Genomic DNA, 18,426 nt, shown 5'->3' on the forward strand with positions numbered 1-18,426 from the left:
CGACTTCGCACGCGCGCAGTTCCGATGGGAACCGGCCATTATGGGACGGATAGGAAGTAACGATATACCGCCGCCTAAGCGCCAAGGATGTCGTGGACCTCGAGTGGCTTGTCGACCTGGCTGAACCACTCGGCGCGATTTGCCGCACGGCGGCGGCCGCGCTCGTCGAGCGGCAGCTTGAGCTGGCGGAGCAGGCTCGTCACCTCTTCCCGCGCGGTGAGATGGCCGAGATTCGGCCGCATCCCGAGCGTGGCTTCGTCGATCTCGTCGAGCGCCGTCAGGCCGCGCGGAAAAAACTCGCGATACACGACGCGCTCGGCGAAGCCGTCGACGTAGCGAAAGCCGAGCCGCAGCGACAGGTCCTTCAGCCCCTCGGCGACGAGTTGCTTGTTACGGGAGCCGAGCATCGACAGGCGGTTGCGCACCACGATCCAGTCGGTGGTCGAGCCATCGAGCTGGCGGCGCTTGCGCCTGACGTCGCGCACCATCTCGGCGTAGTGGCTTTCCCCCGTCACCGCGTAATTGGCGGGGTCGACAGTGCCAAGCACGTCGAAATCGAGGAAGCTGTCGTTGATCGGCGTGACCAGCGTGTCGGCCATCGAATGGGCAAGCCGCATCAGATAGCTGTCGGTGCCTGGCGTATCGATGACGATGAAGTCGAAGCTGCTCTCGACCGCCGAGACCGCCTCCATGAATTGAAGGAACTCGGAGTTCTCGTTCTCGGCGACCTGCATGGTCTCGCCGAGCTTGATGCAGCGATGCATCGGCAGCTCGAGGTCGAGCTTGGTGCGGCGCGCCCAGGCAGAGCGGTTGTTGATGTAGCGGGTGAAGCTTTGCTGGCGGCAGTCGAGGTCGATGGTGGCGACGCGCTGGCCGGCCTTCAGGAGCGCAACTGCGATGTGCAGGGCGGTGGTCGATTTGCCGGAGCCGCCTTTTTCATTGCCGAGCACGACGACATGCGCCGAGCCGGATTGGCTTTGGCTAGCCTGCACAAGCATGGCGATCCTCAACACCCCTAAACAATATCTTCGAGTTGGCCGCGTCTGCGGTCAAGTGAAATGCGTGACAGGATGACGAAATCACAGTGCGCTGGTCTTCATCATGAATCGTGTCGCGGTGTCGCGTCTGTGATCCAGCCCACAAGGGCGCGACATCGTCGCTGCGGGGAACGCTGTGCCGCATGTCGATGCATGGCGTCCACGACCGCCGCTTGTTAAGGTTAGCCGCAAGCGCGCGGCAGGCCGCGCCCATCCCCAACGATCCCTGAGTCCCGATGTCACGAAGCCCCTTGATCACCCGCACGGTGCCCGCCCTGCGACGCGCCGTCGACAATCTTCGCAAGCGAAAGGCCACGGTCGCGCTGGTTCCGACCATGGGGGCACTCCATGACGGGCATGTGTCGCTGGTGCGCTTGGCGAAGCGACGCGCGAGCCGCGTCGTTGTGTCGATCTTCGTCAACCCGACCCAGTTCGCGCCGACCGAGGATTTCGGCGCTTATCCGCGGACTTGGAAGGCCGACATCGCCAAGCTCGCGGCCGAAGATGTCGACATCGTCTGGCACCCCGGCGTCGAGGCGATGTATCCGGAGGGCTTTGCGACGCGCGTCGTTCCCGAGGGACCGGCGCTGGCCGGCCTCGAGGACCGCTTCCGCCCACACTTCTTCGGCGGCGTCGCCACCGTCGTCGGCAAGCTGTTCACGCAGTGCCGGCCGGATGTCGCGATCTTCGGCGAAAAGGACTTCCAGCAATTGCGCGTGGTGACACAGATGGCGCGCGACCTCGACCTTGGCGTGAAGGTGATCGGCTCCCGCACGGTGCGCGAGCCCGACGGGCTCGCGATGTCATCGCGCAACGTCTACCTCTCGCCCGAGGAGCGGCAGACCGCCACCACCCTCTACCGTGCCATGAAGGACAGTTCCGCGCGGATTCATACCGGCGAAGCCATCGCGAGCGCGATGGCGCGCGGCGCCGAGATGATCGAGGCGGCCGGCTTTGCGCTCGACTATTTCGAGCTCCGTCATGCCGAGACGCTGGCGCCTGTCACCTCGCGCAAGGACGGGCCGCTACGGATTCTGGTCGCGGCCAAGCTCGGCGCCACCCGGCTGATCGACAATATCGCGGTGCGATAGCCGCGGTTGATCTTGAACCTCACCTCGACCGTATGGATGATCGTGGTGAGGGAACAAGCCAAGCGACCGGTCCATGTCATTGATCCGCACCATCGACCAAGGCAGCCGCGGGTCCGTCCTGCCGCCCGCCGAAGCGGTGCGGCTGCACATCGTCACGCCGCCCTGAGCGACATCCCTCAGAGCAGCCCGAGATCGCGCAGTTCGCGCCGCATCGGCTCCGGCATCGCCGCGATGGTGCCTGCGGCGGACTTGCCGAGATCGGGCGGCACGGAATCATCGGCGAGGTAGCGCCAGCCCTGGAACGGGCGCATCGGCCGCGGCGACACCGAGATCACTTTCGGCTGCATCACGATCCGGCAACGCCCGATACCGTCCTTGTCGCGGAACGGCTCGATGCCGATGATTTTTTCGCGCGCGGCGACCTCGCCCTTGATGACCCAATAGAGCGATCCGCCCGCGAGAATCTCGGCGTCGCGCTTGGGCACCATGCGGGTGATGTGGATATGGTGTTGCGGCAGGCCTTTTTTCTTGGCCGTCTGCATCCGCTCGGCGATCCACCCCTTCAATTCCTTGACGGAGTCGCAGCCGACGGCAAGCTTGATCAGATGAAGTGGCATAGCCCAGCATTAGCGGGCCAGCCACAGGTTTTCAAAGCCGAACTAGTTGTTATCCGCAGCCGCCGGAGCCGAGCCCGGGGGCGGCGCGAGCGGAACCGGTGCTGCGGCGGGCGCGCGCGCAGCCTTCGGCGCCGGCGGCTTCTTCGCAGGCGGGGCCGCTGGTGCTGCGGCCTGTGCCGAGGTCGCAGCCGGGGCGCGCGGCGCCGGCGCTGCAGCCGCATTGGCGGCCGGTGCCTGCCGCGTGGCCGCCGTCGGCGGCTCAGGAGTCATGATGCTCACCGGCGGCGTCGACGAGGCGCTCGGGAACTCCGCATTGGTCGGTTTGCCCGTCGGCATCGACGGCGGCAGCCCGGCGATCGGGCCCGGCGGAGCCCCCGCAGGCGACGCTGCGGGCGCGCTCCAGGTCGGCGCGTAGCGCGCGACCAGCATGTCGTAAAGATGGGCGTCCATGTTGGCGGCGACCTGCTGCTGATCGGTCAGCGAGCGGAAGGCGGCACAATCGAACTGGGTGCAGCCGTCGCGCACGACCAGCACTTGCGCGACGAGGCCATAGCGATCGCGCTCCAGCGACTTGCGCAGCACCTTCATGTCCGGTGTCAGGCTCGCAGATGCGGCGTCACCGAGCGCGGTGAGCCGGTCGATCCTCGCCGCGGTGTAGGAGACGGCGGCAGCGGCAGCATCTGGCGAGCCGAACAGCGCCTTCTCGCAGCCCGCCAGCACGGCATCGCCGGCGAGACCGTCGAGGCAGGACAGCGCCGGCAGGTTCGCCGTCGCCACGGCCTGCGCACGGGCTTCGCCCGGCGCGGACTGCCCCGTCGGTCCATAGATGCGCATGGTGGCGGCCACCGCAATGCCGATCGCAAGCAGCGTGATGACGGTCAGCGCGCCGTTGGCGACCGATTTTTCGGCGCGCACGAGCGTGATCAGGAGAATCAGTCCGAAGAAGCCGGCAGCCGCCAGCGTCATCCACATCGGGAAGGCCGGTGAGCGCCAGATGTCGTCGAACGACGAGGCCCATGCCCAGTTCATGCGCGATGTCCCCTCACGCGAGCCGAGAGCGAATGGTCAAGCGAGCACCGCGAGTCGGCAACTGCCCCCGGCCCACCTTGTCGAGGCGAAGCGGGCCATTTAACGGCGAGCGGAGCAAATTCGTCCGCATTGTCAATGCGTGGTGCCGTCAGCGCATTACGAGAGCGCGAGCTGGCTTTCCTTGGCAACCCGTTCGAAGGCTTCGGTCGAGCTCTTGATCCGGTACTGGCAATCGTCGCCTTCCGTCGGCAGCAGGCGAATGACCTCGTATGAGCCACTCGCAGCCGGGCGCGCGACGTTGCTGGCAGTGAACAATACGCGCGTTCCAATCGGGAATTTGTGCTTCAACACCCTCTCCATCACTCAAACAACGCCTGCCTCGCCCGTGGTCCCACTGCGAGGCCGGCTGGAAACCCACCCGTTGTATAGCACGCATGCGGCGTTTTTGACCAGCCTCATCCGAGCATGGCAAACGTACCAATTTTGAAGTCTTTTCAGGACGATAACGGGAACAGAGCCGGCCTGGACTACCGCTGGAACCAGGCCTCAGGCGCCATGAGGCAGATGGCCCTGCGGGCTGGCCTGATCCACGGCCTTGGGCAGCTCCTGGGCCAGGATCTCGCCGAGCTGGTCGACTGGGATGTTGTAGCGGGCAGCGAGCTGGCGGACGGTGTCGTTGCCGAGCACAGCGCGGAGCTGATCAGCCGAGATCGGCAGGTTCTGGCCGTTGCCGAGCCAGGACTTGACCTGGTCGCCCAAGCCCGCATGCTGGAGCTTTGCGACGATCGCGCTGAGGCCACCCTGATTGTTGCTGCCGAGCACCTCGTTCATCACAGCCGGCAGGACGGCGGCGCCGAGCTGGCCAAGCGCGCTGCGTAGCGCGGGATTGTTTTCCAGCGAGTCCAGAATTCCCATAGCCGTCCCTCCATTGTTTCGCAGGATTGAGCGCCGCCCTTCGGCATGCCGTCAAGCGGCCCCCAAATCACATTTCAAGTGAGCATGATCTTTTCGGAGAACCGGCGTCCACTTCTCCGGATCATGCTTGCGATTACACAGTCTCGAACTTTTCGATGACAAGCGTTTCGGCGAGGCCATCGCGGGTCCATTCCTGAAACGCCGGCATCGCCATCATCGTGTCCATGTAGGCCTTGGTCTCCGGCGTGACCTCGATGGCGTAGGTGCGGAAACGATGCACGACCGGCGCATACATCGCATCCGCCGCGCCGAAGCGGCCGAACAGGAAGGGCCCGCCGGCACCGTAGCGGGTCCGGCACGTGCGCCAGATCTCCTGCACGCGCGCGACGTTGGCCTTGGCGTCCGCCGACAGCGTCACGGGACGTACGGGACGGTGCAGGTTCATGCCGCATTCATTGCGCAAGGCCATGAAGCCGGAATGCATCTCGGCGCACACCGAACGGGCAAAGGCGCGGGCCGCGACGTCATCGGGCCACAGCTTCACTTCCGGATAACGCTCGGCGATGTACTCGATGATGGCGAGCGAATCCCACACCGTGATGTCGCCGTCGACCAGCACCGGCACCTTGCCGGCGCGGCTGAAGGACAGGATCTGCTCCTTGTCCGCGGGATTGTCGGTGTAGAGCGGGATCACGGTCTCCACGAACGGGATGTCGTTGGCGCGCAGCGCAAGCCAGGGCCGCATCGACCATGACGAGTAGTTCTTGTTGCCGATCGCGAGCTTGAGCGCTGCCATGTCTCCGGTCCTTCCGTAGGTCCTCTAGGATGCGGCTGCTTTTAACGCCATCGCCTGCCGCCAATCAATCGTTGCCGCAACCCACCATGCGTGGCAATCGTTGCGATCCTCGCGAGGAGAGAGACATGAGCAGGCATTGGGTCGACATCACCGCTGTCGGCTTCTTTATCATCGAATGGCTGGTCTATGCCGCAACGCTCGAGCATTCCGCCTATGGCCGCGACAGCCTGTCGGCGCGGATGAACCGCTACCGCGAGGTCTGGGTCCGCCGCCTGCTCGACCGCGAGGCGCGCATGGTCGACATGCAGATCATGGCCTCGCTCCAGAACGGCACCGCCTTCTTCGCCTCCACCAGCCTGTTCGCGCTTGGCGGCGCGCTGGCGCTGCTGCACGCCACCAACGACGCCATCACCATTCTGGGCAAGCTGCCGATCGACCTCAGCGTCTCGCCGGCGATGTGGGAGCTGAAATGCGTCGGCCTGGTGCTGATCTGCGTCTACGCCTTCTTCAAGTTCGCCTGGGCCTATCGCCTGTTCAACTATGTCGCGATCCTCTACGGCGGCATGCCGCCGGCTGCGCAGCGCGACACGCCGGAGGCCGAGGCCCATGTCATCCGCACCACGCGCGTGTTCGAATCCGCCGGCCGCCACTTCAACCGCGGCCAGCGCGCCTTCTTCTTCGCGCTGGGCTATCTCGGCTGGTTCGTCAGTCCTTGGGTGCTGTTCGTGACCACGGCCGCGGTGGTGATCGTGACATGGCGACGGCAGTTCGCGTCCAGCGCATGGGCGGCGATGGCGCCGGATGTGGTGGTGGGGGTTCCTGAGATGCAGAAGCGTGGTCCCCAGCGATGAGGGAGTTGGATTGCTGCACAGCTCTCTCCTCGCCGTCATTGCGAGCGCAGCGAAGCAATCCAGAGTCTTTCCGCGGAGGGATTCTGGATTGCTTCGCTGCGCTCGCAATGACGGAGTATGAGGCAGCAGCTTCGCTCGTTTGGTTTGCATTTTGAATCGCAGACATGCTTTCGCGTCCTCGCGGCTGATTTCGCCCGAGCTTTGCTCTATCTCTCACCCTCTTGTCCGAGAGGGCGCGGGAAAGGCCGGGTGCTGACCTCGCACCCGCGGTCCGCTGCGCGAAAGTGGTGCGCAGGAAAACCGCACAGCAGCATACAGGTGGTGCCAATCACTCGGCCTTCCCTGCGCAGTGGGTTGACGGTTTATGCCGTGCTCTCCCGGGAGCCGAGTTCGTTCTGGCCTCCCTCACTTCGCGAATTGACGATGCGGTTGATCCGGTTGGACGCTCCACACCTCCGCGAAAGCTTGACCGTAGCAACGACGGCCAGGACCACACGGTTTTGCCGTACGCACGGTTCGCGAGTTCGCCGCATTATCTCCCGGCGTTGTCGACATTGCCAAGAGAATGCAGGCGAGACGAACCTAGACAGCGCCGCTCGTCGACACGCGGTTTCGGGCTCACAGGGACTACCCGCCCTGCCCGCACCTCTCGCGCCCAACGCTGCCCGCGTCCACCGCATCCCCGGCTCGCGAACAAGACGACACGAGATCGCCCCTCAAGGATGAGCCGGGATGCGCGACACATACGCTATTTCCGAATTTCGGTAAAGTGGAATATTTTTGAGAGCGCAGCTTGACAGCCTCGGCGGTGTTTTGCCCGTCGGGCAAATTGCAGAGACTGCGTGACCGAGATCACGCGTGCACCGCTTGACACTGAGTGCGCGTTTCCTCGACAACTCAACCATGATCAGTTTTCCAGACATTGCTGACCTGCCAACGACGCCCTTCTCCGGGGCCGATGTGGTTCGGGGCGTAGAATGTGCTGCGTCCGATGGCGACGGGGCGGGGCGCGTTCTGGTCGAGGTCGACGGCAAGCCCGACGTTCTCGCTTTCTATGGCGCGGCGCCCGAAGGTGCGCCGGCCGATCCCGTCATCTTCCTGCGCGGCGATGCCGTGGAGAAACGCGATGACGGGGTCGTTGCCAACGAGTGGTACGTCGCGGCGACAGCCTACGACGTGCAGGCGCTGGCTGAACAGTTCAGCGCCAGTTTCCATCGCCCCTATGTCCACCTGGCCCGTCCCGGGATCCTGGGTTCGACGGGGCACCATCTCGACCGGCGCCGGCCACGCGAAGTTGCGCTGGTCGATGCGGCGCTGACGCGGCTCAAGGCGCATTTCGGCTGGCGCCGTCTCAATCTCGTCGGCCAATCCGGCGGTGGCCATCTCGTGGCCGCGCTGATCGCGCGCCGCGATGATGTCGGTTGCGCGGTGATCACCTCGGGGAATACGGCGGTGGCGCAGCGCAACCGCGAGAACGGCTGGACCGCCGACATCACCGGCCACAGCGACTTTCTCGATCCGATCGACCATGTCACTGAGGTCGCGCGTCATCCCCCGCAAAAGATCATCGTGTTGACCGACCCGCAGGACCAGCGCGTGTCGGCGTCGGTCCAGACCGCCTATGTCGATGCGCTGCGCCGGGCCGGCGTCGCGGTCGAACACCGCCTCCTGCCGGCGTCCGGCAAGCTTCGTCATGACCTGCAACTGCCGGGAATCCTGGCGGCCTTCACCTGGATTGCCAGTCACGGCGCGTAGCTCGGACACACTCGCTATTGACGCGGGAAATTTTCCCACATATTTCTGCCGCCGCGAATTCTGCGGCAGCCGGGCGTAAATGCATCCTGATCTTCGGCCGGCACCGGCACACACTGCAATCGAGCCGAAACGATCGGGCAATATCGCCTACGCAGGGCTGCTGGCATCGATCACCGCCGTGATTGCAGCCGGCCTCCTGGTGCGGCTGAATTCATTTCCCGGCTTGCATGGTGACGAAGCCTGGGTCGGATTGCGCGCGCTGGAGCAGCAGACCCGCGGAATGTTCACGCTTCGCGGCATGAACGGCTATACCGGATCACTCTTCCCCGAGATCGTGAGCCTGGTCTTTTCGATCATCCCGGCGAGCATCGGCAGCCTGCGACTGGCCGGCGCGATCTTGAATGGCCTGGCCCTCGGCTTGACCGCGCTCGCCCTCTGGAAACGAGGCGCGGCCGCGCTCTATTTCGCGCTCGCGATGGGATCCTCGCTGCTGTTCCTGTTCTACAGCCGGGTCGCCTGGGAGGTGAACGCGCTCCAGAACCTCCTGCTCGCGCTCGTGCTGCTCACTCTCCCGCACCTGCTGGAACGAGGCCGAAGCCCTCATCGCTGGCTTTTCCTTCTCCTGCTCGCCTTCTCATTGGGGTGCTGGAGTCACGCCATCTTCATTGCCGCGGCGCTGTCCTTCGCTGCGGCGACGCTCCTCGTCGCACTGAAATGGCCGGGCGAAAGCAGCGCAAGGCTGCTGCTGATCGGGCAATTGAACCTTCTGGTTCAGATCGTCCTGTGCGGACGGCATTTCGTCGGCGACGGCGCGTTCGTGACCCGGGCCTTGCCGGCGCTGCTGGCCGGCCTCGGCCTGATCGCGCTCTCAACTCATGCCTATGTTCGCTTCGAAGGCCACCTGCTTCCGCACACGATCAGAGCCTTGACCGATCGGCGTGTCGCGAGGGTCGCGAGCATTGTGATTGTCGGCTTCGTGGTGCTCTCGCTGGCAGCGTCGCCGATCGGCGATGCCAGCTTTTTCGGCACGGTCTCGGGCGTGATCTTGCTCGAGCGCGTCGTCTCTCATTTGCCCGGCCCGATCGAAATGATCGCGCTGCACATCCGCATGGTGCTGCTGCTCGCATTGTTCGCGGCGGCTGCACTCCGCTCCCTCCGCTCCAAACCGAGCGAGCCGGAGCAGCTCCTGCTGCCGCTGTTCTGTCTGTGGATGATCGCCTATTTCCCGGCGCTGCGGCTTTCGATCGCCAGCGTTGCCGATCGCTACTACATCATCCCGCAGTTCCTCTTTTTCGTTTCAATCGCCCTCGCCATTGACGGCTTTCGCGCGAATTGGAAAATGCCGGCCATCGCGCTGCTGCTCGCCGGATTCGTCCATGCGCAAGTCACGATGGTCCGCGAAGCCTTTCGCGACGAGGACAGGCCGCCATTCGAGCTGTTCGACTATGCCGGCTATACCGACACCTCTCGCCATTTCATGAGGCTCGATGCGCTCGCGAATGAGCTGAAGTCACGAGCCGCTTGCCGGGTGGAGTCATCCAGCTTCTTCATCTCGCAGCCGATGCGCTTCCTGATGGCGGCGGGTCAGCCCTGCACGGGCAATGCCGAGGTGCGGGTGGAGTATTGTGCGGCGTGTCTCGCACCGGTTCGCGGGTTTGAGCTGCAATTGCAGAAGTAGCCGGTCATCGAAGCGCGACGCGGCACAGGCGTCACGACCCGCCAAAATCCTGCGGCGTGAACGACAGGTCCATCACTTTCCATTCCTCGTACTTGTCGACGGGCAACATCTTGTAGGGCTGGCACGCCTGCAGCGCGCTCATCGCTGATTGCACGATGGCCACGCCCTTCGTCGACGGCGGGGCTTCGATCAGGATCGGCGGGCGCGCCAGCGTGCCGTCGGTGGCGAGCACCGCACGCAGCCTGATGCGCACGGCATCGGTCGGCGCGACCTCGGCCGGGAGCTTCGAACAGTTCCTCAGGTGCCGGCGAAGCTCGGCAATGACCTCGGGCGGCAATTTGGCGCCGATCGAATCCTTGGCATCGCCGCCGTCATCCTTGGGCGCGTCTTTCGGCACGGGTGGCAATTCGGGCGGCAGGCCCAGCATCACGCCGTATTTGACGGTGACGTCAGGCTCCGGCGCCCGATAGGCTGGCGGCGCGGCCTGCGGCTGCGGCATGGCGGGCGGAGGCTGCTGCGCCTGAGGCTGGGGCGGCGGCTGTTGCGGCGGCACCTGCGATGGCTGAGGCTGCGGCTGCTTCTGTTGCGGTTCGTGCGAGGCCTGTTTCTGTTGCGGCGCCGCCTTCTCTGCTGCCTTCTCTCTGGCCGCGGGCTTGGGCGCGGCGTCCGGCTTGTCCTTGTCGGTGAAGTCCAGCTTCGGCAGCTTCAAGTCGGGGAGCGGCTCCGGCGGCTTCTCCTTCGCCTTCTCTTCGGCTTTTTCCTCCGCCTTGGCCTCCTCCTGCTTCACCTGCTCCGGCGTGACGATATCGACCGCGACAGTCTCGGGCGGCGTGGAATGAAACGGATGCACCTCGCTGATCACGATGATCAGCGCGACCAGCGTCAGATGCGCGATGGCTGACGCCGCAATGTCCGTCCGTATGATCTTCCGCCGTTCCATCGCCCGATCTTGGGTTGCCGACCTGCTCCTAGCATACAGCAGGCTCCCCTCAATCCCATTTCGGCGCGAAGCCGAAATCGGTCAGGCGGCCCTTGGGGCTGGCGAGTGCGGCGACCTCCGCCATCTCGTCATCCGAAAGCTCGAAATCGAAGACCTCGATATTTTCCGACAGACGCTCGACACGCGACGTTCTGGGAATCGCGGACACATTCTGTTGCACCAGCCAGCGCAGGCAGATCTGTGCCGGTGTCTTGTGATGGGCGCGGCCGATCCGGGCGAGCGTCTCGTCAGCCTTGATGCGGCCCCTGGCGATCGGGCTGTAGGCGACGAGCGCCATCCCATGCTGGTCGCAGGCCGCTCTAACCTTCGCCTGATCCAGATAAGGGTGATATTCGACCTGGTTGCAGACGAGCGGCTCAGGTGACAGCGCGACCGCCTGCTCGATCAGCGCCACCGTGAAATTGGAGACGCCGATGTGGCGTGTCAGACCCATCCGCTTGGCGTGGGCCAGCGCGCCCAGCGTCTCCTCCAGCGGCACATGCGAATTGGGCCAGTGCAGAAGCACCAGGTCGACGGCGGGAAGCCTTAAGCGCACCAGGCTCTCCTTGACCGACCGTTCGAGATCGTGGGGTGCGAAATGGTTGGTCCAGACTTTTGTGGTGACGAAGATGTCGTCGCGGCGGACGCCGGAGGCGCGCAACCCGTCGCCGACCTCGCGCTCATTGTCATAGACCTGGGCGGTGTCGATGTGGCGGTAGCCGAGCCGCAGCGCCTGCTCGACGACGCGCGCACAAGTCCGGCCGCTCAGCTCCCAGGTCCCGAGCCCGATCGCCGGAATTTTCGCGCCATTGGCCTCGACGAACAGCATGGGGAATCCTCTCTGTTGCGGCAGCCCCAAATGTCATCACTAGCATCATTATGGACCCGGTCTGCCAGAGTGCAACGGAGGACGCCGATCTCGGGGCCGGATCTTTCCGTGCAACGCTAACGGGAGGTTCGCGTCGCCGTTCAGGCTTTGGCGAGCGCCTGGAACACCGTGTCGGGCGCATGCGCGATCACGGCGAGCAGTGCGCGAGCGGGTCCGCGCGGGGCGCGCTTGCCCTGCTCCCAGTTGCGGATGGTCTCGACGGGCACGCCGAGCTTGGCGGCGAACTCCATCTGGGTGAGACAGGCGCGCCGGCGCAAATCGCGCACCGCAAGCGAACCGGCCTCCGCCGGCGGAGTCTCGACTGCAGACGCGACCGGCTGGACGGGAAACTCTTGCCCGTCCCGCAATTCAACGACCCGTCCGTCCGCCTTCAGCCGCAACCGCATGCTCATTCCCCCAAGCGCGAGAGATCATGCGGCAGCACGCTTAAGGTGGGATTAAAGATAGCGGTCCGTAGCCCGGATGGAGCGTAAGCGTAATCCGGGGTGCCTCTCACGTCGACGCAGTGGTCCCGGATTACGCTGCGCTCCATCCGGGCTACGAATGTCACCGCGAGACTACTTCAACCCGAACCACAACGTGGCGATGCCGAGGAAGGAGAAGAATCCGACGACATCCGTCACCGTCGTCACGAACGTACCCGACGCCACCGCAGGATCGGCCCTGACGCGCTCGAGCGCCATCGGGATCAGGATGCCGCCGAGCGCGCCGGCGACCAGGTTCACGATGATCGCAAGCCCGATGACAACGCCGAGGCCGGGGATCTTGAACCAGACCACGGCCGCAATGCCGGTGATCACGGCAAAGGCGAGACCGTTGATGAGACCGACCAACGCCTCGCGGATGACCACGCGCCAGGCGTTGGATGAGCCGAGTTCGCGGGTCGCGAGCGCCCTCACCGCGACCGTCATGGTCTGGGTCGCGGCATTGCCGCCCTGGCTCGCAACGATCGGCGCCAGTACGGCGAGCGCCACCATCTGTTCGAGCTGGCCCTCGAACAGGCCGAGCACGGAGGACGCGAGGAAGGCGGTAGCGAGATTGATCAGCAGCCAGTTGAAGCGGGCGCGCGCGATGGTGAGAAACGTGTCCGACAGCTCTTCGTCGCTGTTGACACCGCCGAGCGCCTTGAGGTCCTCGTCCGCCTCTTCCTCGATGACGTCGACGACGTCGTCGACGGTGATGACACCGACGAGGCGGTCCTGGGTGTCGAGCACCGGCGCTGCGACGAGGTTATATTTGCCGAACATGCGCGCCACCTCCTCCTGGTCCTCCAGGACGGAGACGCGGCGGCGGTCCTCGTCGGTCAGCTCGGCAAGCGCCACCGGGCGGCGTGCGCGCAGCAGGACGTCGAGCGAGACCGCGCCCTGCCAGTGCTGCTCCTTGTCGACGACGTAGATCTCGTAGAAGCGCTCGGGCAAATCGGGCGTATCGCGCATGTAGTCGATCGCCTGCCCGACCGTGAAATCCTGCGGTACGGCGATGAACTCGGTCTGCATGCGCCGGCCGGCGGAGTTTTCCGGATACAGCAGGCTGCGCTCGAGCGCGACGCGCTCCTGCAGCGGCAGCTTCTCCAGTATCTCCTCCTGCTCATCCTCGTCGAGGGTTTCGAGCAGCTCGACCGCGTCGTCAGATTCGAGCTCTCGGACACCCTCGGCCACCGTCTCAGGCGGCAGCTCGTCGAGGATTTCGTCGCGCACGGTCTCATCGACCTCGTTCAGTGCGGAGAAGTCGAAATCGGTGCCGGTCAGCTCGACCAGGCGGACACGGTCGTCGGGTGCGAGCGCCGCAATGAGATCGCCGAGATCGGCCTCGTGCAGATCGGCGACGCAGGCCCGCAGCGCAGCACTGTCGGCGGCCTCGATCGCATGGGCAATTTCCTCGACGAATTCGTGCCGAATTTCGCCGTCTTCGTTGCGCATCGGGACGTGGTCGAGTACCAAGGACTCGGTGGAAGCGGCGTCATCCATATGTTCATCCATGGTACGCCTCGCCGTTTGACAGGTTGATGGTTTGGGCTGACGGTCAGGCAATACCCACAAGGCAATCGCGAGCGCAATGGCAAAGATGCATCGACCGAAATGGACCTCGATCATTGTGGGCCCGGCTCTCGCTGCCCTCGCCGCGATCGGCTCGGTCGAGGCCGCGGACTGCCCGCGGAGCGATGCGCTCGGCACGTCGCGGATCCTGAGCGTCGATGCCAAGACCACGCCGCGCGTCGGCCTGAAGAGCTTTCCGGAGACGCTGCCGCTCGCCGATCATGAGGTGGTACTGACCTTCGACGACGGCCCGCGTCCGCAGACAACGTCCAAGGTGCTGGCGGCGCTGGCGCAGGAATGCGTGCGCGCGACCTTCTTCCTGGTCGGCCGGAACGCCACGGAATATCCTGACCTCGTCAAGCGCATCGCCCGCGAAGGTCACACCATCGGCCATCACACCTGGTCGCATCCGTACATGGCGCGGATCCCGGCCGATGCGGCGAAGTACGAGATCGACCGCGGCATCGCTTCCGACGAGATGGCGCTGCACGGGGTCTCGACGACGACACCGTCGACGCCGTTCTTCCGCTTCCCCTATTTCGAGTCCACGCCGGCGCAGCTCGACCTGCTCGAGCAGCGTGGCATCGTGGTGTTCGGGGCCGATTTCTGGGCCAGCGACTGGAACGACATGACACCGGAGCAGGAACTCAAGCTGATTACCGATCGCGTGGCCGCCGCCCGCAAGGGCATCATCCTGTTCCACGATGCCCAGGCGCGCACGGCGGCAATGATGCCGGACTTCCTGCGGTATTTGCGGGAGAACGGCTATCACGTGGTCCACATCGTGCCGGCGGGCACATCACAGAAGAACGCCGACGCGCATTGATGCCGGAATGTCACGCCTGACCAAAATGGGGTGATTTGAGCCCTATTAACACTCTGTTCATGTTACGCCGTGCAAAGATTGAGGGGGCCGCTGAGCGGAAACGGTCTTCGCGCCTGAACCGTTTCCTGATGTGTCCGACCTATGATGGCGGCAAACGCAGATGAGGGCAGACCGGGTTCATGATCGGCAGTAGCGTTGTTTTTCGGACGCGATCGTGGACCGTCCTGCTCCTCGGCCTGTTCTTTGGGTTGCTGACCACGGCGTCGCCGGCGGCCTTCGCCGCCGAATGCCCGGGCCATCCGGGCGCGCTCGGCACCTCCCGCACGCTCGTCGTCGATCCGCATGAGCATCCGCGCATCGGCACCATGCAGTACCGCGAGACGCTGCCGCTGAAGGACCACGAGGTGGTGCTGACCTTCGACGACGGTCCGCTGCCGAAGAATTCCAATCAGGTGCTGCAAATCCTCGCCGACGAGTGCATCAAGGCGACCTTCTTCATCATCGGCGAACAGGCCAAGGCGAACCCGGAAGGTGTGCGCAAGCTGGTCGCGGCGGGCCACACTGTCGGCACGCACAGCATGAACCATCCGCTGACATTCGACCGGATGCCGCTCGACAAGGCCGAGGCGCAGATCAACGGCGGCATCGAGTGGACGTCGGCTGCGATGACCGATCCATCCAAGCTCGCGCCGTTCTTCCGCATTCCCGGCCTGATGCGCGCCGAGGGCGTCGAAAACCTTCTGATCTCGCACGGCATCCAGGTGTGGAGCGCCGACTTCCCGGCCGACGACTGGCGCCACATCTCGTCCGATCGCGTCTACCAGCTCGCGATCCAGCGGCTGGAGGCCAAGGGCAAGGGTATCCTGCTGCTGCACGACATCCAGGCGCGCACCGTGGCGGCGCTGCCAAAGATCATCCGCGACCTGAAGGCACGCGGCTATCGCATCGTTCATGTGGTGCCCGCGACCGCCGACCAGCCGGCGACGCCGACCACTGCCGTGGAGTGGCTGCTGCATCCGCCGACTGAAACGACGCCGATCGCGCGCTGGCCTTCCGTGCCGAACTTCGTGTTCGCGCAGGCCCAGACGCTGCCGGCCCCCGGCCTCGCCGATCTCAACACGCAGACCGCGCACCAGCCGCTGCTGTTGCCGCGCAAGACCATGGCGCAGGCCGATGTCGCCGCCACCCTGCCCGCGCCCGGGCGCGATCTCTTCGCGATCCCCGAGGGCTCGGTCGAGGTGTTGCTGTCGACGACCTTGTCGCGACGGGCCGCAACCCGGCTCGCGATGGCAGCCGAAGCACCACATGCCGGCAAGGGCAAGGTGGCCAAGCTGCAGGCACGGCGAACCGCGCATACTGCGCACGCAGCGCCGAAGCGCGCAGCTCAAGCCAAGAGCACGGCGCCCCACCCGACCCGTGTCGCCACCAGCGTGAAGAAGCGCGCCTGAATAAAAGTTATTACTGCCGCATGATGTTGGCGACGCAGAGCAGCACGATCAGCGCCAGGAAGAACAGGTCCATATAGGACTTGAGCTCGCCGTCACGGCGCAGCCGGGCCACGTCGGCCACGACCTGCTTGCGGCCCGCCGTTCCACCGGAGCCGTCATTGATCGGCCCCTGCAGGCGCTTGGTCTCGGCTTCCAGCTTCTCGATCTTCTGGAAGAAGTAGAACGCGCGCAGCGTCGAGGCCGCGCGCATGCCGCTATAGACCAGCACCAGGATCGCGAGGACCGCGCGGTTCTGATACTTCTCCATGAAGTTCAGGCTGAAATAGACCAGCGCCATGAACGCGAAGTTGGTCAGGAAGCGGTAGACGAAGCTTAGAAAGACCATGCTGGCTCCAGCCGAGAGAGGTCGCGCGAGGCCCGTCTACGCCGATTTTGTTTCAACAAAGATACCATTGCCCGCGTGCCGCCGCCTTTTAGCCACGCGCCGCCATAATGCAAGCGAGGACGTCCCCTCGCCTTGTTCCACGCAGCCCGCGGCTCGATGGAGATTCGACCGAAGCTACGGTAGACTGCTGCCGCTGCCATGCGTGAGGTCTGCGGATTGGGGTCTGCCGATGCCGAAGAAGGGAATCACGGGCCACGACGACTGGGTCCTGACCGAGGCGCTCGCAACCGCGCTGGTCGCGCTGGAGCAGCTCGAGGCCAAGCACCAGCCGGGCGCGCATATGGACGACATCCGCAAGCTGCTGTCGAACGGCAAGGAGCCGGCCGCGGTGAGCCTGCATCTCGCCCAGGCCAAATGCCGCCTGTTCCCCGACCTCGATCCGCTCGAGATCTACCGGGAATACGGGATCGGCGAGGAATATGGCTAGGGCATCGGCGCGCCGTCCTGCGGCGGCCGCATGTGACGTCATTTCAATGAGTTGACGGTGACCCTTCAGGCTCAGCATTTGGCTGAGCTGCAAGGGTGCGCGCATTAATCGAAACCACACCATGACCAATGGGCTGGGCCTGCTTTCTCCGAGATCGATTCAATTTGAAGGAACGGCTTAGCGGCATTGCGAAGTCTGTCTGCGAGCCTTCCATCCGGACGCCGATGGGGGACAGGCATGACCGGATCTTGCAGGGAGCAGCGCAACGCCGTTCGCACGGCTTGGCCGGTGGCTGACGGCTGCCGTCGCCCTCACCGCGACCGTCTTGCTGGACGGCGGGCCGGCCCACGCCTTCCTCGCCCGCCCGGCGCTGTTCGCCGCGATCGGGAACGCCACCAAAGCGCCGAACGGATGGTTGCAGCTCTGCGAGGCCAATGCCGAGGAATGCAAGCCGACCGCCGGCCAGGCACGCGAAATGACGCTGACGCCGGACCTGCTCCAGCAGCTCTACGAGATCAACAAATACGTCAACGACCGCGTGGTCTGGACCAGCGATGCCGAGCTGTACGGCGCGACCGAACGCTGGGCGTATCCGCTTGACCGCGGCGATTGCGAGGACATGGTCCTGCTCAAGCGCAAAATGCTCGCCAAGGCCGGCTGGCCGGTGGGCGCGCTGCTGATCACGATCGTCGAGGAGCGCGGCCGGGATAAGACGCGTCACGCGGTCCTGACCGTCCGGTCCGATCGCGGCGAAATGATCCTCGACAACCAGACGCCGGAAATCCTGTTCTGGTACGAGACCAGCTATCGCTATCTGTCACGGCAGAGCGCGGCGGATCCGAATGTCTGGGTGTCCTACGGCGCCGAGCAGGCTGGGCCGACGATCGTGGCGGCGGCTTCGCAGCGACCTGTCGCCCTTCCGCCTGCCTCGCCCTTCGACCTGCCGCCCCCGCTGGGGATCAAGCCCTAGCTCGGGACCAAGTCTTAGCCCTTCTCGGGACGGCGCAGCCGCGGCTCCTGGCGCGCACGAAGCTCCTCTTCGTACTTCAGCTTTTCCAGCAACATGTCAGTCACAAGACGTCGCAGTTGGGCGTTTTCGAACTCCAGCCGCTTGATGGCATCGCCGGATGAGGCATCGCGCGGCGCGCTGATGCCGCTGACGGCCATGCTGTCCGCACCATCCATCCCCGGCTCGGGGGATTTGATCATCTTCTTCCAGCGATGATAGGTCATGATGCTGACGCCGAGCGCTTTCGATATTTCGCGCTGGGTCTTGCCTCTGGCCGCGAGTTGATCCGCCTGGGCCAGCTTGTCCGAAATTTCCCGCGAATCGTGTCTCCTGCCGACCATCTCGCCCTCTTTGGCCTCTATCCCGCTTCACCCTAGTAAGCGCTATCAGTTAACCTTTTCAACATAGTTATGAAAAGTCGGGGGTCTCCGGGAACACAGCGTCATTTACGAGGGGAAGGTGCACGGCTGGATGCGGGATCGCGCCGATTCCCAACATGCCCCGCTCTCTCCATTGCGCAGGCGACGAACCAGCGCAGTCAAAAATCATTGCATCGGTTCCGTTGCCTTCCCGCAAAGGCCACGTCGTCATCAAACCG

The 18,426-nt window shown here is 64.7% G+C and carries 20 protein-coding genes; 8 read left to right on the forward strand and 12 right to left on the reverse strand.

Annotated features, from left to right (window positions below; translation table 11 throughout):
* Positions 1-74: 74 nt before the first annotated feature.
* On the reverse strand, positions 75-998 hold the full coding sequence (locus V1280_RS09700; RefSeq protein ID WP_148754852.1) for a division plane positioning ATPase MipZ: 924 nt from the start codon (positions 996-998) through the stop codon (positions 75-77).
* Positions 999-1,273: 275 nt separating this feature from the next.
* On the opposite strand from V1280_RS09700, the gene panC reads away from it, so the two are divergent.
* Positions 1,274-2,128, forward strand: coding sequence for a pantoate--beta-alanine ligase (gene panC, locus V1280_RS09705; protein ID WP_334522305.1), 855 nt, complete (start codon positions 1,274-1,276; stop codon positions 2,126-2,128).
* 176 nt (positions 2,129-2,304) lie between these two features.
* On the opposite strand, the gene V1280_RS09710 is transcribed toward panC, so the two are convergent.
* From V1280_RS09710 to V1280_RS09730, 5 genes are all read right to left on the reverse strand, one after another.
* Complete coding sequence (locus V1280_RS09710) at positions 2,305-2,745, reverse strand: DUF1489 family protein (protein WP_334522308.1); 441 nt, start codon at positions 2,743-2,745, stop codon at positions 2,305-2,307.
* A 42-nt stretch (positions 2,746-2,787) separates the two neighbouring features.
* Positions 2,788-3,774, reverse strand: a complete 987-nt coding sequence (locus tag V1280_RS09715; RefSeq protein WP_334522311.1) for a hypothetical protein — start codon at positions 3,772-3,774, stop codon at positions 2,788-2,790.
* 156 nt (positions 3,775-3,930) lie between these two features.
* Positions 3,931-4,134 (reverse strand): hypothetical protein, encoded by a 204-nt coding sequence (locus V1280_RS09720; protein ID WP_148773938.1) that lies wholly within the window; start codon positions 4,132-4,134, stop codon positions 3,931-3,933.
* A gap of 186 nt (positions 4,135-4,320) precedes the next feature.
* Positions 4,321-4,689 (reverse strand): YidB family protein, encoded by a 369-nt coding sequence (locus V1280_RS09725; RefSeq protein WP_442895117.1) that lies wholly within the window; start codon positions 4,687-4,689, stop codon positions 4,321-4,323.
* 133 nt (positions 4,690-4,822) lie between these two features.
* Complete coding sequence (locus V1280_RS09730) at positions 4,823-5,485, reverse strand: glutathione S-transferase family protein (protein ID WP_334522314.1); 663 nt, start codon at positions 5,483-5,485, stop codon at positions 4,823-4,825.
* Between the two features lie 125 nt (positions 5,486-5,610).
* Between V1280_RS09730 and V1280_RS09735 the strand changes: the two genes are divergently transcribed.
* The 3 genes from V1280_RS09735 to V1280_RS09745 all read left to right on the forward strand — a co-directional run bounded on the left by V1280_RS09735 (position 5,611) and on the right by V1280_RS09745 (position 9,769).
* The gene (locus tag V1280_RS09735) at positions 5,611-6,336 is read left to right on the forward strand and encodes a DUF599 domain-containing protein (protein ID WP_334522316.1); all 726 of its coding nucleotides are present in this window, start codon (positions 5,611-5,613) and stop codon (positions 6,334-6,336) included.
* A gap of 903 nt (positions 6,337-7,239) precedes the next feature.
* Complete coding sequence (locus V1280_RS09740) at positions 7,240-8,091, forward strand: alpha/beta hydrolase family protein (RefSeq protein ID WP_334522319.1); 852 nt, start codon at positions 7,240-7,242, stop codon at positions 8,089-8,091.
* Between the two features lie 79 nt (positions 8,092-8,170).
* Positions 8,171-9,769, forward strand: coding sequence for a hypothetical protein (locus tag V1280_RS09745; protein WP_334522322.1), 1,599 nt, complete (start codon positions 8,171-8,173; stop codon positions 9,767-9,769).
* A 31-nt stretch (positions 9,770-9,800) separates the two neighbouring features.
* Here the strand turns inward: V1280_RS09745 and V1280_RS09750 are convergent, their stop codons facing one another.
* The 4 genes from V1280_RS09750 to mgtE all read right to left on the reverse strand — a co-directional run bounded on the left by V1280_RS09750 (position 9,801) and on the right by mgtE (position 13,616).
* On the reverse strand, positions 9,801-10,709 hold the full coding sequence (locus V1280_RS09750; protein WP_334522325.1) for a hypothetical protein: 909 nt from the start codon (positions 10,707-10,709) through the stop codon (positions 9,801-9,803).
* Positions 10,710-10,758: 49 nt separating this feature from the next.
* Entirely contained in the window at positions 10,759-11,577 is an 819-nt protein-coding gene (locus V1280_RS09755; protein ID WP_334522328.1) for an aldo/keto reductase, read from the reverse strand.
* 140 nt (positions 11,578-11,717) lie between these two features.
* Positions 11,718-12,029, reverse strand: coding sequence for a helix-turn-helix domain-containing protein (locus V1280_RS09760; RefSeq protein ID WP_334522331.1), 312 nt, complete (start codon positions 12,027-12,029; stop codon positions 11,718-11,720).
* 165 nt (positions 12,030-12,194) lie between these two features.
* The gene (gene mgtE / locus V1280_RS09765; protein WP_334522334.1) at positions 12,195-13,616 is read right to left on the reverse strand and encodes a magnesium transporter; all 1,422 of its coding nucleotides are present in this window, start codon (positions 13,614-13,616) and stop codon (positions 12,195-12,197) included.
* A 76-nt stretch (positions 13,617-13,692) separates the two neighbouring features.
* Here mgtE and V1280_RS09770 point away from each other — a divergent pair, with 76 nt between their 5' ends.
* The gene (locus V1280_RS09770; RefSeq protein WP_334522337.1) at positions 13,693-14,499 is read left to right on the forward strand and encodes a polysaccharide deacetylase family protein; all 807 of its coding nucleotides are present in this window, start codon (positions 13,693-13,695) and stop codon (positions 14,497-14,499) included.
* Positions 14,500-14,678: 179 nt separating this feature from the next.
* Positions 14,679-15,947 (forward strand): polysaccharide deacetylase family protein, encoded by a 1,269-nt coding sequence (locus V1280_RS09775; protein ID WP_334522339.1) that lies wholly within the window; start codon positions 14,679-14,681, stop codon positions 15,945-15,947.
* A gap of 10 nt (positions 15,948-15,957) precedes the next feature.
* On the opposite strand, the gene V1280_RS09780 is transcribed toward V1280_RS09775, so the two are convergent.
* Positions 15,958-16,332 (reverse strand): hypothetical protein, encoded by a 375-nt coding sequence (locus tag V1280_RS09780; protein WP_334522341.1) that lies wholly within the window; start codon positions 16,330-16,332, stop codon positions 15,958-15,960.
* Positions 16,333-16,561: 229 nt separating this feature from the next.
* On the opposite strand from V1280_RS09780, the gene V1280_RS09785 reads away from it, so the two are divergent.
* Complete coding sequence (locus tag V1280_RS09785) at positions 16,562-16,819, forward strand: hypothetical protein (protein WP_187437394.1); 258 nt, start codon at positions 16,562-16,564, stop codon at positions 16,817-16,819.
* 325 nt (positions 16,820-17,144) lie between these two features.
* Complete coding sequence (locus V1280_RS09790) at positions 17,145-17,789, forward strand: transglutaminase-like cysteine peptidase (protein ID WP_334522345.1); 645 nt, start codon at positions 17,145-17,147, stop codon at positions 17,787-17,789.
* A 14-nt stretch (positions 17,790-17,803) separates the two neighbouring features.
* On the opposite strand, the gene V1280_RS09795 is transcribed toward V1280_RS09790, so the two are convergent.
* Positions 17,804-18,169 (reverse strand): helix-turn-helix domain-containing protein, encoded by a 366-nt coding sequence (locus tag V1280_RS09795; protein WP_334522347.1) that lies wholly within the window; start codon positions 18,167-18,169, stop codon positions 17,804-17,806.
* Positions 18,170-18,426 lie beyond the last annotated feature (257 nt).

Origin of the sequence: Bradyrhizobium sp. AZCC 2230, assembly GCF_036924495.1 — a bacterium.
Lineage (GTDB): Bacteria > Pseudomonadota > Alphaproteobacteria > Rhizobiales > Xanthobacteraceae > Bradyrhizobium > Bradyrhizobium rifense.

Coding starts and splice junctions, on each gene's coding strand:
- V1280_RS09755 (WP_334522328.1), bottom strand. CDS start 11,577: ATGCTGTTCGTCGAGGCCAATGGCGCGAAAATTCCGGCGATCGGGCTC.
- V1280_RS09720 (WP_148773938.1), bottom strand. CDS start 4,134: ATGGAGAGGGTGTTGAAGCACAAATTCCCGATTGGAACGCGCGTATTG.
- V1280_RS09775 (WP_334522339.1), top strand. CDS start 14,679: ATGATCGGCAGTAGCGTTGTTTTTCGGACGCGATCGTGGACCGTCCTG.
- V1280_RS09780 (WP_334522341.1), bottom strand. CDS start 16,332: ATGGTCTTTCTAAGCTTCGTCTACCGCTTCCTGACCAACTTCGCGTTC.
- V1280_RS09760 (WP_334522331.1), bottom strand. CDS start 12,029: ATGAGCATGCGGTTGCGGCTGAAGGCGGACGGACGGGTCGTTGAATTG.
- V1280_RS09725 (WP_442895117.1), bottom strand. CDS start 4,689: ATGGGAATTCTGGACTCGCTGGAAAACAATCCCGCGCTACGCAGCGCG.
- V1280_RS09785 (WP_187437394.1), top strand. CDS start 16,562: ATGCCGAAGAAGGGAATCACGGGCCACGACGACTGGGTCCTGACCGAG.
- V1280_RS09795 (WP_334522347.1), bottom strand. CDS start 18,169: ATGGTCGGCAGGAGACACGATTCGCGGGAAATTTCGGACAAGCTGGCC.
- V1280_RS09770 (WP_334522337.1), top strand. CDS start 13,693: ATGGCAAAGATGCATCGACCGAAATGGACCTCGATCATTGTGGGCCCG.
- V1280_RS09715 (WP_334522311.1), bottom strand. CDS start 3,774: ATGAACTGGGCATGGGCCTCGTCGTTCGACGACATCTGGCGCTCACCG.
- V1280_RS09750 (WP_334522325.1), bottom strand. CDS start 10,709: ATGGAACGGCGGAAGATCATACGGACGGACATTGCGGCGTCAGCCATC.
- V1280_RS09700 (WP_148754852.1), bottom strand. CDS start 998: ATGCTTGTGCAGGCTAGCCAAAGCCAATCCGGCTCGGCGCATGTCGTC.
- V1280_RS09745 (WP_334522322.1), top strand. CDS start 8,171: ATGCATCCTGATCTTCGGCCGGCACCGGCACACACTGCAATCGAGCCG.
- panC (WP_334522305.1), top strand. CDS start 1,274: ATGTCACGAAGCCCCTTGATCACCCGCACGGTGCCCGCCCTGCGACGC.
- V1280_RS09740 (WP_334522319.1), top strand. CDS start 7,240: ATGATCAGTTTTCCAGACATTGCTGACCTGCCAACGACGCCCTTCTCC.
- V1280_RS09730 (WP_334522314.1), bottom strand. CDS start 5,485: ATGGCAGCGCTCAAGCTCGCGATCGGCAACAAGAACTACTCGTCATGG.
- V1280_RS09735 (WP_334522316.1), top strand. CDS start 5,611: ATGAGCAGGCATTGGGTCGACATCACCGCTGTCGGCTTCTTTATCATC.
- V1280_RS09710 (WP_334522308.1), bottom strand. CDS start 2,745: ATGCCACTTCATCTGATCAAGCTTGCCGTCGGCTGCGACTCCGTCAAG.
- mgtE (WP_334522334.1), bottom strand. CDS start 13,616: ATGGATGAACATATGGATGACGCCGCTTCCACCGAGTCCTTGGTACTC.